Source organism: Bacillus cereus group sp. N6 (assembly GCF_016483705.1).
Taxonomy (GTDB): Bacteria; Bacillota; Bacilli; order Bacillales; family Bacillaceae_G; genus Bacillus_A; species Bacillus_A wiedmannii.
In genome coordinates, this window is record NZ_JAEHBI010000026.1 from 1 (window position 1) to 18,477 (window position 18,477).

Sequence of the window (18,477 nt, forward strand, 5' to 3'; positions counted from 1 at the left end):
GCAGGTGTAGTCTTTGAAATCCAAGATGAAGCAGGCAAAGTAGTAACGAAAGTAACGACAGATAAAGAAGGAAAAGCGAACGTTTCAGATCTATCAGTAGGAAAATACAAATTAGTAGAGACGGAAAGCTTACCAGGTTACAAAAAGCTAAGCGAATCAGTATCATTTGAGATTACAAAAGGTATGACAGAAGTTTTATCGCTGAAAGTAGAAAACGAACAAGTAGATAAAGGCTCAGTAGAGATTACAAAAGTGGACAAAGACAGTCAGAAGACATTGGCAGGTGTAGTCTTTGAAATCCAAGATGAAGCAGGCAAAGTAGTAACGAAAGTAACGACAGATAAAGAAGGAAAAGCAAACATTTCAGATCTATCAGTAGGAAAATACAAATTAGTAGAGACGGAAAGCTTACCAGGTTATAAAAAGTTAGAAAAACCAGTATCATTTGAAATCAAAAAAGGTATGACAGAAGTCTTATCACTAAAAGTAGAGAATGAACAGTTAGATAAAGGTTCAGTAGAAATTACAAAAGTAGATAAAGACAGTCAAAAAGCATTAGAAGGCGTAGTCTTCGAAGTGCAAGATGAGCAAGGAAAAGTAGTAACGAAAGTGACAACAGATAAAGAAGGAAAAGCAAACATTTCAGACCTATCTGTAGGGAGTTACAAATTAGTAGAGGTAGAAAGTTTACTAGGTTATAAAAAGCTAGAAAAACCAGTATCATTTGAAATTACAAAAGGTATGACGAAAGTCTTATCATTGAAAATAGAGAATGAATGGGTAGACAAAGGTAATGTAGAAGTTACAAAAGTGGATAAAGACAGTGGAACAGTATTAGCGGGCGTAACTTTCGAAGTGCAAGATGAGCAAGGCAAAGTAATAACGAAAGTAACAACAGATAAAGAAGGAAAAGCGAAAGTTTCAGATCTAGCAGTAGGAAAATACAAATTAGTAGAAACGGAGAGTTTACCAGGTTACAAAAAACTAACAGAACCAGTATCATTCGAAATCAAAAAAGGTATGACAGAAGTTTTATTACTAAAAGTAGAGAATGAACAGTTAGACAAAGGTTCAGTAGAAATTACAAAAATGGCTGCTGAAAGTAAGAATGTATTATCAGGGGCAGTGTTTGAAGTTCATGACGAAAAAGGAAAAGTAGTAACGAAAGTAACAACAGATAAAGAAGGAAAAGCGAAAGTCTCAGACTTATCTGTAGGTCACTACACACTTGTAGAAGTAGAAGCACCAAAGGGTTATGAAAAATTAACTAATCCAATTCCATTTGAAATTACAAAAGGAATGATAAGTCCAGTTCAATTAGAAGTATTAAACAAATTGACTTCTTTAGCACCACCAGGCCCAGAGAAACCAGAAACGACGGATCCAGAAAAACCAGAAACAACGGATCCAGAAAAACCAGAAACAACGGATCCAGAGAAACCAGAAACGACGGATCCAGAAAAACCAGAAACGACGAATCCAGAGAAGCCTGAAAAAGAATTACCGAAGACAGGACAGAAAATGCCTGTGGAACCATATATGGGAGCACTTCTTATTATGATGAGTTTTGGATTGCTCGTATTAGGTAGAAAACAGCAGAGATAATAAAAATGAAAAGGTATCCTCAAAGTATTGGAGGATACCTTTTTTATTTGGCATAAAAAACATTTAGCAAAAGAACTCGATGCAAATAGAAACAAAAAGGAAGAAAAAGTTCATCCTATTTTCTTAATATGGTTATATCAAAAATAGCTATATATATTTAATGTGAAAATAAAAGGTTAAAGGCCTTCGTAATGTTTGGGTGAAAAAAGAGTTATCTATGTAATTAATTTGAGTACTTTAAGAAAGAGGGCTTTTTCCTAAAGTATTCAAAGGATGATAGTCCAATAGCAGGTGGGAGATGAAACTCGTTTTAGCACTGTATTAACACCTTAAAATGTAGATAGGGGAAAATAATGTAAAGAAACTATTGTATGTTTAAAAATCATATGTTACATTTGTGTTACGAAACAATTACAAAACGTAAATTATGTTACGTTTTGTTTTCTTTTTCTTTTCGATATATTACGATTTGAAGTTCATATCCAATCAACCGAGAATATGTAAAGTTAAAAAAATAGCAACCTAAAAAGAGTTTTTCTATGTGTATAAGAGTGTGTGTAGTAAAGAGTCTGGTGAGAGCTTTACGCACATTATTAAAATTCCTTTCTGTCTTAAAAGAAGAAAAACAAATACCAACTATTTAGGTGTTTTAAGTAATGATAGTAAATGAAATGTACAGTACATATTTACTTTCAGTCTAATTACTACATAGACTTTTATACATATGCTGTTATTGTTTTAGGAACACATAGGGGGAGAAAGAATGAGGAAGTTATTAACAGTAATTGGAATTACATGTTTAATGTTAGCTGGATGTAGTAATGGGAATTTTGAAAAAGAAATGGATGCAGGGAAGACCGCGTTAACGAATAAAGAATATAAAAATGCCTTATCATCATTTGAAAAAGCGCTAGATGAGAAACAAGACGATTCAGATGTAATGGTGCTTGTAGAACAAACGAAAATAATGATTGAAGCAGTGAAGTTAAAAGAAGAAACAAAGGTAGAAGAATCAATCAAGTCATTTGAAAAAGTAGAGAACATGAAGGATGGGAATAATACACTTATAAAGCAGGCAAAGGAAGAACGAACAACATTACTAGCTGTGTTAGAACAAAAAAAGAAGTATAGTGAGCAATTGGCGAAAAGTGAAGAGTTAATAAGTAAGAAAAATTATGCACAAGCGAAAGAGATATTAAATAAGTTAGTTGCAGAAACAAAAGATAATAAGAACCTTGAAGAATATAATAAAAAAGCAGTAGGATTAGTTACTAAAATTAATGAAGAAGAAAAAAATGCAAAGAGTGAAGCAGCAGTGAAGGTACAAAAAACAAATGTAGTAACGAATCAAAAGGTAGTAACAGAAAAGAACGGAAAAACTGAGATAGGAAAGAATCAAAATGCATTTACTTTTGAGAAAGCTAAAGAATATATCAAAAATGAATATAAAGAAGAATATGATTACACGCTAGAAGATACACAAGTAGAAAATGGAAAGAAATATTATAAAATTAGAGTGCGTACGACATATAAAATAGAAGGCGCAGCTGGATCAGGATTTACTGGCGTATTCAAAGTATTCGAAGATGGTACGATTATTGAAATGCACTAAATCGATGAAAAAGGTATCCTCAAAGTATATGAGGGTACCTTTTTTAGCATAAAAAAAAGCATCTAGCAAAAGTACTAGATGCAAATAAAAACACAAGGGAAGACAAAATTCTTCCCGTTTCCCGTATGTAATTATATCAAAAAATATATAAAAAACTAGCTTTATTTTTTATATAATTGATGTGTAAAGCTATGAAAGTATAAGATTACACTGTTTTCATAGTGTTTTATTGAAAAAAAGGAGCTGCGTATATGATTAATTTTAAACCGGAAAATTTGAACCAACTACTAAAAGTAATGTTAATTAGTGCGAATAAGTCTTATGATGCGATTAAAGATTATGAATTTACGGGAGAAGTGGTAGTATTCCGTGTAGACTTCGAATATATTGACGTTTCTCTAATGATTGTAGATATGTTAGGAAGATCTGCTTCTAAATTTAACATTTTGCCATATGCCCGTCCGAATACGAATGAAATAGATTACATTCAGTTTCAAGTGTATTCGATTAATGAAGGGAATTTTAAAGAAGTAATGGATACGATGTAGAAAAACTATAAAGTGAAACTTTAATCAGTGGGAGATTCATCCCCACTGATTATTAGTTGAACCAATCGGACGTTTACGGGCAGTTGATCGCCCAACTAACTTCTTTGCTCCAGCTGAAATTTTTTGGGAGTTTTACTGCCCGTTAACGTGGGTTAATTTTACAAATATGTATATACCAACTAATATATAATTAATAAATTCATATAATTGGAGTGATGAGATGCAGCCGTTAGAAAGGGAGATTCATTCTAATATGCTGAAAGTGTGGCGAATCCACGCTTTAATTGGGGCGGCAGTTATACTAGCAGTCGTAATTGCGTATTTCTTTTTTATGATCAATTTTAACTGGTGGGGCTGGTTGTTTGGCTTGCTAGTAACAGGAGCTATTACATTTATCCCGCTTGATTATTTTGTGTTTCCAAATTTACGTCAACGTTATTATAGTTACAGATTAAATGAAGAAGAGATTGAGATTCAAAAGGGAATGTTCGTTGTAAAACGCGTACTTATTCCGATGATGCGTGTGCAGCACGTAACGATTGAACAAGGCCCAATTATGAGAAAGTATAATTTAGCAGAATTACATATTTCAACAGCCGCAACTTCTCATAGTATTCCAGGCTTAACGAAGGAAGAAGCAGAGCGGCTGAAAAGACAAATTGGAGAACTTGCGAAAGTGAGTGATGAGGATGTATAAGAGGCAACATCCGATCACAATTTTATTAGGTATTCGAATTGCGGGTTTATTGCCTTTTATTTTACTTGTTTTATTTCGATCAGATGGTCAAGTGAAACCTTGGTATTTCTTTCATCTTGTTCTTTTGGCCATATTATTTATTATGGCAATTTTCTCAGCTATAAAATGGTATTTCAAAGTGTATTGGGTTGAAAATAATATTTTACATATTAAACACGGCGTTTTTGTGAAGAAAGAAAGTTACTTAAATAAAGAACGTGTGCAAAATATTAGTACGTCTTCTAACATCATTTATCAAGTGCTCGGACTGACGAAATTAAATATAGAAGTAGCAGGCGGCGGTAGTGAGCCGGAAATGATGTTAGCTGGTATTAAAGAAGATGAAGCGAAGGAACTGATTGCTTTATTAAATAAAAAAAGAAGCGCTGCGAGTGAAGAAGTACCCATGGCAGAAGAAAGTAAGACGATTTATCAGTTAACGATGAAAGAGATTTTAGCAGCTTCCATTACGTCTGGTAGATTCGGATTAGTGTTTTCAGGATTACTTCTTATTTACACAGAGTTTAATCAATTTCTTCCAGAATGGCTCATAAATAAAGTGGAAGCGTATGTGATGGATAACGGTGTATATGAATTAATCGTTATGGCCGCGATTTTAATGGCGGTTTCGTGGGTCGTTTCGACAGCTGGCTATGCGTTAAAATATGCGAACTTTAAAATAGAGCGAAACGGAAATGAAGTTCGCATCGTGCAAGGGTTATTTGATAAGAAAGAGTTTGTTTTAAAATTACACCGCATTCAAGCAATTACGGTGAAAGAAGGCATTCTTCGTCAGCCGTTCGGTTATTGCTCTGTCGAAGTGGAAGTCATTCAAAGTATAGAAGCAGCTGGAAATGAAGTTATGTTACATCCTTTTATGAAAAAGAAAGATGTCCAGCAGTTACTTACATATTTGCAGTTACCGTATGAAATGGAAGAGGAAATCGTTCATTTACCGAAGGCTGCATTACGTCGTTACGTAATAATGGGCTGGATTACAAGTGCTGTGCTCGCACTGCCGATCATCGGTACGAGTATATATTTCAAACAAAATATGGCGTTATTCACGCTAATACCACTATTTATCGCATTTACGTTACTTGCATACGCTCGGTATACAAGTGGCGGATATATGATACGAGACAATCAGTTAGTCATGGTATACCGTGGTCTTGCGAAATATACGGGGATCATGCGAAGAAGGCACGTTCAAGCAGTAGGATACAATCAATCGTATTTTCAAAAGAAAGATGAGCTATGTACAGCGGTCGTATCAGTAGCGGGACATAAATATAAAGTGAAGCATATGCAAAAAGAAGACGCACTTCGCATATATAATTGGTATAAAGAAAAAGGAAACACCGGTGCGTAACGGTGTTTCCTTTTTTGTGTCGTGATTTGTCGATAAGTCGATATATTTCAAAAATCGCTGATATAATTTGAGTTGCGCTGATATATCTGAAAAATCGCTGATATATTTCGAGTTGCGCCGATATATTCGAAAAATCGCTGATATAATTTCATGTACCGCAGCCTTGGAGAAACCACAGTACAAAAATCCTTAAACTAACACATCAAAAGTAGTCACAAATGACGGACGAGAGAAAATACTTTTCTGCTGCTCTGCATGTGGATGCGCCTGAGCTGGAGCTTGTCCTTCTGCTTGTGCAGGGCGTTTTTTATGAGCGTTTTCGAATGAACGTGATTCTGTCCAGTCTTTAAAGTTTTGCTCTGTTTCCCACATTGTTAAGATGACATATGTATCGTTACTTAATGGGCGTAGAACGCGGATCGCTTGGAATCCTGGTTCGTTTTCAATAAGGCCTGCGCGGTTTTTAAATCGGTTTTCAAATACTGGGCGACCTTCGTCTGTTACAGAAATGTTGTTACAAACGATGTAGCCAGGTTGTCCTTTAAATTCGCCAACAGCGTCTAGTACATCATATTGAAGAGATCCTTCTACAGATTCTTCTGTATTTTCTTTATAAAACATATCCTTTTCATCATTTTTTGCAGTGAAATGTGCTTGTTCTAGAGGTGTTTCGTATGAAATAATAGCCTTCATTTTAATGCCCCCTTAATGGTTTGTTTCTATTATATCAACTCTCTTAAAAAACTTCGAAGATTATATACATAAAGATACTTCTTTTTCAAATAATAAATGTACCATCATTTGGAAAGAAGGCCGATGTATGAAGAAAGTAAAGTGGACTTTATTAGGTGGATTCGCAACGCTAGTATTAGCGATTGTACTTTATAAACTTATTGTGTTAGCTGGTGGCTATATGATGGATGAAAAGCAGCTCGTTTTCCACTCTTCATCACGTATCGTTGACCAGAAGGGGAAAGAGATTACGAAATTATACGTAGAAAATAGAGATCTCGTACCAGTCGAGCAAATTCCAAAGCATGTCCAGCAGGCGTTTATTGCGGTGGAAGATTCTCGTTTTTATGAGCATCAAGGAATTGATTATCCGTCTATATTCCGTGCTCTTTATAAAGATACGTTAGCAGGAGAAAAAGTAGAGGGCGGCAGTACCATTACGCAGCAACTCGCTAAAAACGTTTTTTTAACTCGTGAAAAAACAGTTACGCGTAAATTGAAGGAAGTCGCAATTTCCCTTCAATTAGAGCAAAAATATACGAAGCAACAAATTCTTGAAATGTATATGAATCATATTTATTTTGGGCATGGGGCTTACGGTATTCAAGCAGCAGCAAAGTTGTATTTTAATAAAAATGTAGAAGATTTAACAGTAGAAGAAGGAGCGATGCTTGCAGGTCTTCCGAAGTCACCAAATGGATATTCACCTTATTTCTCTCCAGAGAAGAGTAAGGAGCGCCGTGATCTCGTATTGTCACTTATGCATAAACAAGGCTATTTGACTGCCGAAGATAGCGTACGTTATCAAGGAAAGACCATTGCTCTTTACAAAAACTTAGATGAGAATGAACTCGCATATATGCCGTATATTGATATGGTTATAGATGAAGCAGCTCGTTTATACGGATTGTCTCATCAAGAAGTACTGCGCGGAGGATATACGTTTGTCGTACCGATGGATGAAAAGATTCAAAAGGTAGCGTATAACCAGTTTCAAGATGCAAGGAATTTCCCTGGGAAAGAAGAGGGGGCACAAGGTGCTTTTTTATTAATGGATAATCGTACGGGCGGAATTAAAGCGGCGATTGGCGGAAGAAAGTACGTCCCGAGAGGCTTTAATCGTATTTTCGCAAAAAGACAGCCCGGTTCTGTGCTAAAACCACTTATCGTCTATGCACCAGCACTCGAAACGAAAAAGTATAATCCGTATTCTTTATTGACGAATGAAAGAAATTCATTTGAAGGCTATGAACCTCGAAATTATAACCATTCGTATTCGAAAGAAATGACGATGTACGATGCGATTTTAGAGTCAGCAAATGTACCGGCAGTTTCTTTATTAAATGAGTTAGGGGTAGAAGAAGGAAAGCAATATTTAGAGAAAGGAAATGTTCATATTGCCGATGCTGGTTTAAGTACAGCGCTTGGCGGATTGAAAAATGGCGTTTCAACATTTGATCTTGTGAAAATGTATCGTGCATTTTTAGCAAATGGCGCTATTATTGAGCCGCACGTTATTGATAAAGTGTTAAATAGACACGGTGCAGTTATTGGAGAATCGCCAAAAGTAGAAACGAAAATATTCTCGAAACAAACGGCGTGGTATATGACGAAAATGTTAGAAGGAGTTGTAAAGGAAGGGACAGCGAAAGCCGGTGTATATAGCGGGGCGTTAGCTGGGAAAACAGGTACAACTTCCTTGCCAAATGACGATAATGGAGCTAGAGATATGTGGTTCGTCGGCTATACACCAAATTTAGTAGGTGCTGTTTGGATTGGTTATGACCGTACGGATAAAGAGCATCAGTTGCAAGGAGAAAGTGCGTCAGCAACGAAATTGTTTAAGAAAATTTTAACGAAGGCAAATGTAGAACAGAAAGAGCAGTTTATGAAACCAGAAGGTGTGGAAACAATCGGTGCTCCGATTCGTTTGCGCAAGATTGAAGATGTGAAAATGAAATTAGCGTTTAGCCCTTTCGGTTTATTTAAAGCAAAATTAAGCTGGACACCACTTCCAGATGAAAGAATTATGTATCGTATTTATAGAGTGGAAAACGGAGTTCATACGCATGTAGGCACTGTAAATGGTGCCGGAGAATATGAGGAAAAGTTCGTTAACATCTTTTCAAAACCGAGTTTTTACGTTGTACCATATAACACACAAACGAAACGTGAAGGAGAAAAGTCAAAAGTAGCTAAACCATAGTTTTTCTCTGTGCTATAATAAGAATGTTGTGAAAATAGTAAGCGGTTTTACGAATGTTTGTGTCAATTTCATGAACAACGTACATAATGTTATGCATTTTGTTTTTACAAGCTGTATAGTAAAAAAAGATAAATATCGGAATAGAACGTATTTAGAGCAAAAGCATTGGCAAGGAAGGGAGCAAGGGTCTTGGTAAGAACTATAAATGAGACATTTTTAAAAGCATGTAGGGGGGAACGTACTGATTATGTACCAGCATGGTATATGCGTCAAGCAGGTCGTTCGCAGCCGGAATATAGAAAGATAAAAGAAAAGTATTCTTTATTTGAAATTACACACAATCCAGAGTTATGTGCTTACGTTACAAAGTTACCAGTTGATCAATATAACGTAGACGCAGCAATTCTGTATAAAGATATTATGTCACCACTACCTGCAATTGGTGTGGATGTAGAAATTAAATCAGGTATTGGCCCAGTTATTGATAATCCAATCCGTTCTTTACAAGACGTAGAAAAGCTAGGGGAAATCAATCCAGAAGATGACGTGCCGTACATATTAGATACGATTCGTTTATTAACGACAGAAATGTTAGACGTACCGTTAATCGGTTTTTCAGGGGCTCCATTTACATTAGCGAGCTATATGATTGAAGGCGGTCCATCTCGCAATTACCATAATACGAAAGCGTTCATGTATGCAGAGCCGAAAGCTTGGTTCGCATTAATGGATAAGCTAGCAGATATGGTTATTACATATTTAAAAGCGCAAATTAACGCAGGAGCAAAAGCGGTTCAAATTTTCGATTCTTGGGTTGGAACAGTAAATGTAGCAGATTACCGCGTATTTATTAAACCAGCAATGGAGCGTATTTTTGCAGAAGTTCGCCCGATGGGTGTTCCAATGATTATGCACGGCGTAGGAGCTGCACACTTAGTAAATGAATGGCACGACTTACCACTTGATGTAGTAGGCTTAGATTGGCGCTTACCGATCGAAGAGGCACGCACGCGTGGTGTTCATAAGGCGGTACAAGGTAATATGGACCCGTCATTCTTACTTGCGCCATGGTCTGTTATTGAAGAACATGTAAAAGGTATTTTAGATCAAGGGATGAAGCAGCCAGGTTATATCTTTAACTTAGGACACGGTGTATTCCCAGAAGTAAATCCAGATACATTAAAACGTTTAACTACATTTATTCATGAATACTCTAAAGGGCAGTTAGCGAAGTAAAGGAGCATTGCTGTATGAAAAAGAAAATTGGTTTGCTTGTAATGGCATACGGAACGCCATATAAAGAAGAAGATATTGAACGTTACTATACACATATTCGTAGAGGAAGAAAGCCAAGTCCTGAAATGCTAGAAGATTTAACAGAGCGTTACCGTGCAATTGGTGGTATTTCTCCTTTAGCTACTATTACATTAGAGCAAGCTAAAAAGTTAGAACAGCGTTTAAATGAAGTACAAGATGAAGTAGAGTACCATATGTATCTTGGCTTAAAACATATCGAACCGTTCATTGAAGATGCAGTGAAAGATATGCATAACGACGGTATACAAGATGCAATCGCACTTGTTCTTGCGCCGCACTATTCTACATTTAGCGTGAAATCATATGTAGGACGAGCACAAGAAGAAGCAGAGAAACTTGGAAACTTAACAATTCACGGCATTGATAGCTGGTATAAAGAACCGAAATTCATCCAGTACTGGGTTGATGCAGTGAAAGGTATATATAACGGTATGTCAGAAGCAGAGCGTGAAAAAGCAGTATTAATCGTATCTGCACATAGCTTACCAGAAAAAATTATCGCACTTGGCGATCCATATCCAGACCAATTAAATGAAACAGCTGACTATATCGCAAGAGGTGCTGAAGTAGCAAACTATGCAGTAGGTTGGCAAAGTGCAGGAAACACACCAGATCCTTGGATTGGTCCAGATGTACAAGATTTAACGAGAGAACTAAATGAAAAGTACGGTTATACTTCATTCGTATACGCACCAGTTGGATTTGTTGCGGAACATTTAGAAGTTTTATATGACAACGACTTTGAGTGTAAAGTTGTGACAGATGAAATTGGCGCGAAATATTATCGTCCAGAAATGCCAAATGCATCGGACGCATTTATTGATTGCTTAACAGATGTTGTATTAAAGAAAAAAGAATCTGTATTGTAAAAAGAAAGGGGGAGCATGCTTGAGGAAAAAAGTTGTAATCATCGGCGGTGGCATCACAGGATTAACAACAATGTATAACTTACAAAAAGATATTCATGACAAGAACTTGCCGATCGATACATTACTTATAGAAGCATCGGGTAAACTTGGCGGGAAAATTCAAACCGTTCGAAAAGATGGATTTACAATTGAACGCGGACCGGATTCTTTCTTAGCACGAAAAGAAAGTGCCTCTAGACTGGCGCGAGAATTAGGTCTTGGTGATGAACTTGTAAATAATAAGGCCGGTCAATCATTTATCCTCGTAAACAATCGGTTACATAAAATGCCGAGCGGATCGATGATGGGAATTCCAACGCAAATTACGCCGTTTCTATTTTCCAGGCTGTTCTCCCCAATTGGTAAACTAAGAGCTGGTTTTGATCTGTTAATGCCCAGGTCAAAGCCAGTATCTGACCAATCACTCGGGCAGTTTTTCAGACATCGCCTCGGCAACGAAGTGGTTGAAAATTTAATAGAACCATTACTATCGGGTATTTATGCAGGGGATATCGATGAAATGAGCTTAATGTCAACATTCCCGCAAATGTATCAAATTGAGCAGAAACATCGCAGTATTTCACTCGGTATGCGTACGCTTGCTCCGAAAAAAGAGAAATCTGAACCGAAAAAGGGAATCTTCCAAACAGTGAAAACAGGTTTAGAATCTATAGTAGAATCTCTCGAAGCAAAGATACATGAAGGTACGATAATAAAGGGAACTCGCATTGAAAAAGTTACAAAACTTGGTGATGCTTACACGATTACTCTTAGTAACGGAAAAGAAATAGAAGCGGACGCGGTCGTAGTGGCAAGCTCACATAAAGTATTGCCATCTATGTTCGCGCAGTACAAGCAGTTTCGTTTCTTCCGCAACATTCCGTCTACATCAGTTGCAAATGTGGCAATGGCTTTCCCGCAATCAGCCATTCAGCGCGATATTGACGGCACAGGGTTTGTCGTATCTCGAAATAGCGACTACACAATTACAGCATGTACGTGGACACATAAAAAATGGCCACATACAACGCCAGAAGGAAAAACGCTTCTTCGTTGTTACGTCGGTCGTGCTGGTGATGAAGCAGTTGTAGAACAAACAGAAGAGGAACTCGTTCAGCTCGTACTAGAAGACTTACGAAAGACGATGGATATTACAGAGGATCCTGAGTTTACAGTCGTAAGTCGCTGGAAAGAAGCGATGCCCCAATATACAGTAGGCCATAACGAGCGAATGAAGAAACTCACAACATTTATGGAAAAAGAGTTGCCAGGTATATACTTGGCAGGTAGTTCTTACGCTGGTTCTGGTCTTCCGGACTGTATTGATCAAGGTGAGAAAGCCGCAAAGCGTGTACTATCTCATTTGGAGAAAGTAATGGAGACGGAATTACTCGCACAATAAAATATAAGAAACGCCTTCAATCACATTGAAGGCGTTTTGTTACTTATTCACCAATAAACATATATAAGTTATTTGGCTTTATAACGGAATCTCCCGCATAAATAACCCATTCTGTTAAGTTTTCAAACTCTAACTGATAACTATTTCCCTCACTCATATCTTTTATAAAATATGGTTCATTAATGAGTATTCCTTGAATGAAATCTTCCGTAATGTTTTGCATTTCAAACCACATATGTTCACTTTTTCCTTCTTCGTAGGAAACACCAAACTTAGCGAGGAAACGAAAATCTTCATTTGATTGTTCAATGTGAAAAATATTGCTGAAATACCCGAAAGTATTCTTCGCATTGTAAGCCATACGATCGGTTTCACTATTTGTTTTATAGAACATGAGCCCTGTAGCTTCCTCGTGTTCTTTGAAAAAACTTTCAATATATTCTTCTGAAGTATTAAATTTGAATAAAAGAACGGACGGAGATTGATGGTATTCATCTCGGTCATCCATCCCGCCTAAGAATACGTTTTGTGCATCTATTGGTTGTAGTTTCACTTCTTCATCCTCGATTGAAGATAATTGATCCATACTCGTTTTATGCCCAATATAAGATAATCCCTTTTCCCACGGAACAGCTACTGTATGGATAGAACCTTGCTGACTATGCGCGATCACGATAGGCTCATTCATAGGGACTTGTCCATTCTCAACGGCATTATTAGCAAATGTTTGAAAGAGATCACCAATGCCGTAATAGGACGAAATGCGATTTGGAATAATTAATTCTATTTCTGTTACGCCTGCTCTTAAAAGGCCATGTGTATGAAACCAATATTGCGTAGGCTCACCTTCTTTATCGTCTTCATAAACAGAATGAATAACATACAAGTCAGGAATGTCAGGTAATAATTCATTTTCAACGTGATATTCAATATAGCTTCTAGATATCACTTTCATTGCGGCACTTGAATCGATCACAAATAACAAATCTGGAGCGAGGTGCCATAAAAACTGTAACTGCTGGAAAAAGCAGTCCAATACATCGCCTACAAATAGCGTACGAGTGAAAATTTCAGTTCCATAAGCAGCATCTTCAAAATGATGATCTACGATTGTAGAATCTTGTCTATTGTACATTTTATATTCTTCTGGGTTATTTGCCTCATCAATATGCAGCTCATACGGTATGATTGTTTCATCCATATGTAACTCAACAATAAGGCTTGTCTCATCACTAAAAACAATTTTTAACTCATCAACTTTAGTAGAGATAGTTTCTAGCCGCTGTTTTAACTGCTCAATTGTAATTCTAGTAGGTATAACGGCAATCATATCTGAAAAATGACGTTCTAATGTTCCATTCATAGCTGCGCGGTATGTTTCTGTTTGTACTTCCATCCAATCACTCCTATTCAAATGAATCCATTTTACATGCCAATGAACTTTCGATATTTTCTGTTTTCTCTCTCTAACATTATAGAGCGCATTCGTAGAAGGTGTAAAATTATTATTTTGTATTATAGTTTGAAAGCCTGTAAATTAAATAAATTTTTTGTAAAACTTGTCGAAATATCATTCTATATAACGAATCATTTGATATGATAGAAATGCTGAGAAAATATGAAATAGGGAGAGGAAAATGGCTGTGAAGAAATTGTTAAGTGTCTTTTTATCATTCATACTATTGCTTTCATTTACTGGAACTTTAGTACAAGCAGAAGAAACGACTTCTATGTCAGTAGAAAAAGCAATTCAAGTATTTAAACAGCAAGGGAAAACGAAGGGGATAGTGGAAGGGTATATCGTTGGATATACGCAAAGTCCTTCTAAATACACGAAAGATCCGGCTAAGTTTGATGATACAAACGTAGCAATTGCCGATTCGCCAAATGAAACGAATCCAGACAAAATCATGCCTGTTCAGTTGCCGAAAGGTGATGTGAGAGCGGCAGTAAACGTGAAAGATCATCCTGAAAATATCGGGAAGAAAGTTAGTTTAACAGGGACGCTTGAATTATATTTTAGTAGCCCAGGTTTAAAATCGGTAACGGCTCATAAGTTTCAAGGGGAAGGACAAAACCGTGTTAGCGATGTAGTAGCTTCGCCTGGTAGCGGAGAAGTTGCGAAGGACACAGCGGTAACATTAACAACGAATACAGAAGGAGCAACAATCTACTATACGTTAGATGGCTCTAACCCTACAAACAAGAGTGTTCGTTATAACGGACAAATTGTAGTGAATGAAAATAGTGTGATTAAAGCAATTGCAGAGAAAGAAGGGCTTACTGCTTCAGCGATTTCAACATTTTCATTTACTATCGTAAACAATGAACAGGTTCGTATTCATGATATTCAAGGAAAATCACATATTTCTCCTTACAACGGGAAGAAAGTCTACAATGTGGAAGGCGTTGTAACAGCGCTTGATAAAAATGGTTTTTATATAGAAGATAATCAGCCGGATAATGATCCAGCTACTTCAGAAGGTATGTATGTGTACAAAAAGGATGCGAATGCAGCAGTAGGAGATCTTATTCAAGTTGATGGAGTAGTAGAAGAATATGTTGGACCTGGATATGCAGAAAGGTTTGACACAGACTTAACTACGACGGAAATTAAAGCGAGCCGTGTTGCTGTCATCGCAAACGATCAACCATTACCAGCACCGATTGTACTTGGAGAAAACGGTGTGAAAATCCCTGATCAAATTATCGATAATGATGCATTCGGTTTATTTGATCCAAATGAAGATGCAATCGATTTTTATGAAAGTATAGAAGGTATGCGCGTTACGATGCCAACGCCAAAAATTATTGCACCTCAGAAAAACGGAAATTTATATGTAACAGTAGAAAATGGCGGAAATAAAGTCGTAACGAAATATGGCACACCTTTATTAGATGAAAATCAATTAAACCCAGAGCGTCTTTCTGTAAAAGTACCTCGCGATTATGTAGCAAAAGTAGGAGATACTTTCACTGGAGATATAACAGGGGTAGTAGGATATGATTACGGTTCGTTCCGCATTGCGCCAATAACGGAATTACCATCTGTAGTGGACGGTGGATTTAAGCAAGTAGGGGCGAATATTCAGCCTCGTCTTGATAAGTTAACAGTTGCTACATATAACATTGAAAACTTTTCGGCGAATAAAAAAGAAACAACAGATGAAAAAGTAAAAGCGTTAGCGTATTCTATTAAATACAATTTAAAAATGCCAGATATTATCGGTGTAGAGGAAATGCAAGATAATAACGGAACGATTAATGACGGTACAACAGATGCTTCGTTAAGCGCAAAACGTATCATTGATGCAGTTCTAGAAATTCGCGGACCGAAGTATGAGTATGTAGAAATTGCTCCGAATAATAATCTAGACGGAGGAGCACCAGGAGCGAATATTCGCGTCGGTTTCTTCTACAACCCATCACGCGTGAAATTAGCAGCAGTACCGAAGTTACTTGATAAAAATGTCGTTCGTATTGGAGACGAAAATTCATTATTTGAAAGTACACGTAAACCGCTTGCAGCAGAATTTACGTTCCAAGGAGAAAACGTTGTTGTCGTTGCAAATCACTTAAACTCAAAAATAGGAGATGCAACGCCATTTGGAAAAGTGCAGCCGCTCGTATTAAAGAGTGAAGAAAAACGAATTCAGTTAGCGCAAGAAGTAAATCACTTTGTACAAGGAATTCAGAAAAAGAACACGAATGCACCAGTTGTTGTGTTAGGGGATATGAACGATTTTGAGTTCGCTAAACCACTAAAAGCACTAGAAGGAACAAACTTAAAAAATATGTTAAACACAGTGCCGAAAGAGAACCGCTACACGTACATTCATGAAGGAAATGCACAAGTGCTAGATCATATTTTAGTAACAAACAACATCGCACCACACACAATTGTAGACCCAGTACACTTAAACTCAAACATTATGAAAGAACATGGACGTGTAAGTGACCACGACCCAGTACTTGCTCAAATTGATTTGAAGAAAGCTTCTTAAATTAGGGGAACGCTTAGGTAACTAAGCGTTCTTTTTTGTTTTTGTAGCGTCATAGAATGGTATAAAGAGGTGATTCCTTTTTTTGTAATCTGGTGATAAAATTAATTGAATATTTAGTCTTTATGAGGAGGGCAACGATGCCAGCGCAAATAAATGGAAAGCTAATGAATCAGCTTGCAATTTTTTTAGTACGATCGTCATGTTTCAATTTGTAGCTGAGGTAACAGGACTTACTCAAAATTTGGATATTACATATAACTTAATACATACAGCATTGTCCTATGTAACGTTTAGTTTGGCAGTCATTTTTACTCTAATAGGTGCAAGAAGAGAATTAAGTACATATGCAATTATTTTATTATGTTCAGTTGTAGGTATTAAAGCGATTTATTTTGCGGCGATCGTTATTTTATGGGGATTGGCAGGTACGCCGTAAAGGGGAGATGATTATATGAGTATTGAAAATATAAGATTGATAAATGTAAATGATAATAAGAGCGTAATTCTCTAAGCTAACTTAGGGAATTACGCTCTTATTCGTACAATCACTTAGTCTGAAATTGCTTGAAGCGCTTTTCTACACCGATCTCTTTTTTGGAGTCTTCTTCTATATTTTTTTCTATCCCGCTTTACTCCTTGTATATACATAAATAAGCTAACGAGAAGGAATAAAGCACATTGCATCGTTAAAATGTACGGTGACATGCCTTGCAATGGTTGTTTCGGATCATATAAATGAATAGGTGCTCCGCCGATTGAAGGAAATATTGTATTTAGCAGGACGTAAGGAATGGAGGCAACTGCGAATGGAAAGAGAATTGCCATATAGTCCTTTTGTGACCATACAGATGCAGCAAGTCCTAAAAGGGCCATTAAACCTGCAAATAAAAAATTAATTCCGATATATACAGTAATGTAAGTGAGAGGCGCATCGAAATATAGGTTTGCGAACATTCCATCAGCATTTATGATGCCTGAACCAATCGTAGGTGTTCCGTCTGGAATGGTTAATTTGCAAAATAATAACGATAAGATGAATGGAAATGTATAAAGAAATCCTCCGCAAAAAAACGTAACGATATATTTCATTACTGAATAAGGAAATAAAGAAATCCCCTTACTCACAAACGGTTTAAAACCATCTGACTTATCCGAATTGTAACTTGTACTAAAGGGGAAACTCGCAATAACTGGCATTAATAATAAATAAACATCCATTTCATTGTCGCGAAATCCGATCCATTTTATATCTGTTGAAATAGGTCCACTCGCTGCGTCTCCTAAATAACGAATTACATAGTAATAGTGATAAATACAAATAAGAACGAATCCACTAAACATAATAATTAGAGAAATACGACTACAAAAAGCTTGCTTTATATTTAAACGAAGCGCACGCATCATGACTGAAAAAGCCTCCACTATTTTGATAAACTTGTCTATTTTCTATATTACTATTAAATGTAAACATTTTCTTGTTTTTTTATTTGATTATTTGAAAAAAGGGAAATTTGATGTCGTTAAGTAAGGTTTAACTAAAATTATATTTTCTAAAATATGGTTGACAATTAAGTATTACATTTGTAATCTTAATTGTAGATTACAAATGTAATACTGAGGAGTGAAATATCTATGACAAATCAATTACCTAAAATATCTGAAGCGGAATTAGAAATTATGAAAGTACTTTGGTCAAACTCTCCACAAACAGCGAATGAAATTATAGAAGAACTAGAAGATGCAATGGACTGGAAACCGAAAACAATCCGTACATTAATTAATCGGTTAGTACAAAAGGAAGCCGTTTCTTACCATCAAGATAAAGGGCGCATGTATGCTTATTATCCGTTAGTATCACAAGATAATTATTTGCAAGTTGAAACGAAATCTTTGCTAAAGCGTTTTTGCGGCGCAGCGTTTAAGCCATTACTTGTTAATTTTTTAAAAGAGGAAAAATTGTCTTCAGAAGATATTAATGAACTGAAACGCATTTTAGATGAGAAGACAGAGGAGAACAAGAGGAAGGATAGATAAC

14 protein-coding genes and 1 pseudogene are annotated in these 18,477 nt (G+C 36.4%); 12 read left to right on the top strand and 3 right to left on the bottom strand.

Annotated features, from left to right (window positions below; all coding sequences use genetic code 11):
- The 5 genes from JDS99_RS18010 to JDS99_RS18030 all read left to right on the top strand — a co-directional run.
- Nucleotides 1-1,605, top strand: a 1,605-nt coding sequence (locus tag JDS99_RS18010; RefSeq protein ID WP_199695448.1) for an MSCRAMM family protein, incomplete at its 5' end; no start/stop codon positions are given.
- Nucleotides 1,606-2,368: 763 nt separating this feature from the next.
- Nucleotides 2,369-3,217: a hypothetical protein gene (locus JDS99_RS18015; RefSeq protein ID WP_199695449.1), complete on the top strand. Its 849-nt coding sequence runs from the start codon at nucleotides 2,369-2,371 to the stop codon at nucleotides 3,215-3,217.
- Between the two features lie 251 nt (nucleotides 3,218-3,468).
- Nucleotides 3,469-3,765 carry a protoporphyrinogen oxidase gene (locus tag JDS99_RS18020; protein WP_088062367.1) on the top strand — a complete coding sequence of 99 codons (297 nt, stop codon included), beginning with the start codon at nucleotides 3,469-3,471 and terminating at the stop codon, nucleotides 3,763-3,765.
- 220 nt (nucleotides 3,766-3,985) lie between these two features.
- The gene (locus JDS99_RS18025; RefSeq protein ID WP_097890507.1) at nucleotides 3,986-4,462 is read left to right on the top strand and encodes a PH domain-containing protein; all 477 of its coding nucleotides are present in this window, start codon (nucleotides 3,986-3,988) and stop codon (nucleotides 4,460-4,462) included.
- Entirely contained in the window at nucleotides 4,455-5,873 is a 1,419-nt protein-coding gene (locus tag JDS99_RS18030; RefSeq protein ID WP_097890506.1) for a PH domain-containing protein, read from the top strand. Before JDS99_RS18025 ends, JDS99_RS18030 begins: the two co-directional genes overlap by 8 nt.
- 189 nt (nucleotides 5,874-6,062) lie before the next feature.
- Here the strand turns inward: JDS99_RS18030 and hmoB are convergent, their stop codons facing one another.
- Nucleotides 6,063-6,566: a heme-degrading monooxygenase HmoB gene (gene hmoB, locus JDS99_RS18035; protein WP_087951597.1), complete on the bottom strand. Its 504-nt coding sequence runs from the start codon at nucleotides 6,564-6,566 to the stop codon at nucleotides 6,063-6,065.
- A 127-nt stretch (nucleotides 6,567-6,693) separates the two neighbouring features.
- Here hmoB and JDS99_RS18040 point away from each other — a divergent pair, with 127 nt between their 5' ends.
- The 4 genes from JDS99_RS18040 (at nucleotide 6,694) to hemY (ending at nucleotide 12,438) form a co-directional block, all read left to right on the top strand.
- The gene (locus tag JDS99_RS18040) at nucleotides 6,694-8,811 is read left to right on the top strand and encodes a transglycosylase domain-containing protein (RefSeq protein ID WP_097890504.1); all 2,118 of its coding nucleotides are present in this window, start codon (nucleotides 6,694-6,696) and stop codon (nucleotides 8,809-8,811) included.
- Between the two features lie 189 nt (nucleotides 8,812-9,000).
- Nucleotides 9,001-10,047, top strand: a complete 1,047-nt coding sequence (gene hemE / locus JDS99_RS18045) for a uroporphyrinogen decarboxylase (protein WP_088608399.1) — start codon at nucleotides 9,001-9,003, stop codon at nucleotides 10,045-10,047.
- 14 nt (nucleotides 10,048-10,061) lie between these two features.
- Nucleotides 10,062-10,997: a ferrochelatase gene (hemH, locus tag JDS99_RS18050; RefSeq protein WP_088608398.1), complete on the top strand. Its 936-nt coding sequence runs from the start codon at nucleotides 10,062-10,064 to the stop codon at nucleotides 10,995-10,997.
- Between the two features lie 19 nt (nucleotides 10,998-11,016).
- Nucleotides 11,017-12,438 carry a protoporphyrinogen oxidase gene (hemY, locus tag JDS99_RS18055; protein WP_088062378.1) on the top strand — a complete coding sequence of 474 codons (1,422 nt, stop codon included), beginning with the start codon at nucleotides 11,017-11,019 and terminating at the stop codon, nucleotides 12,436-12,438.
- Nucleotides 12,439-12,481: 43 nt separating this feature from the next.
- On the opposite strand, the gene JDS99_RS18060 is transcribed toward hemY, so the two are convergent.
- Entirely contained in the window at nucleotides 12,482-13,834 is a 1,353-nt protein-coding gene (locus tag JDS99_RS18060) for a DUF4026 domain-containing protein (RefSeq protein WP_097908334.1), read from the bottom strand.
- Nucleotides 13,835-14,075: 241 nt separating this feature from the next.
- Between JDS99_RS18060 and JDS99_RS18065 the strand changes: the two genes are divergently transcribed.
- Nucleotides 14,076-16,442 carry a DUF6359 domain-containing protein gene (locus tag JDS99_RS18065; protein ID WP_199695450.1) on the top strand — a complete coding sequence of 789 codons (2,367 nt, stop codon included), beginning with the start codon at nucleotides 14,076-14,078 and terminating at the stop codon, nucleotides 16,440-16,442.
- A 137-nt stretch (nucleotides 16,443-16,579) separates the two neighbouring features.
- Nucleotides 16,580-16,878 (top strand): annotated as a pseudogene (locus tag JDS99_RS18070) (hypothetical protein).
- Between the two features lie 113 nt (nucleotides 16,879-16,991).
- On the opposite strand, the gene JDS99_RS18075 reads toward JDS99_RS18070, so the two are convergent.
- On the bottom strand, nucleotides 16,992-17,846 hold the full coding sequence (locus tag JDS99_RS18075) for a hypothetical protein (RefSeq protein ID WP_088062383.1): 855 nt from the start codon (nucleotides 17,844-17,846) through the stop codon (nucleotides 16,992-16,994).
- Between the two features lie 228 nt (nucleotides 17,847-18,074).
- On the opposite strand from JDS99_RS18075, the gene JDS99_RS18080 reads away from it, so the two are divergent.
- Nucleotides 18,075-18,476 carry a BlaI/MecI/CopY family transcriptional regulator gene (locus tag JDS99_RS18080; protein WP_000184503.1) on the top strand — a complete coding sequence of 134 codons (402 nt, stop codon included), beginning with the start codon at nucleotides 18,075-18,077 and terminating at the stop codon, nucleotides 18,474-18,476.
- Nucleotide 18,477: the final 1 nt, after the last annotated feature.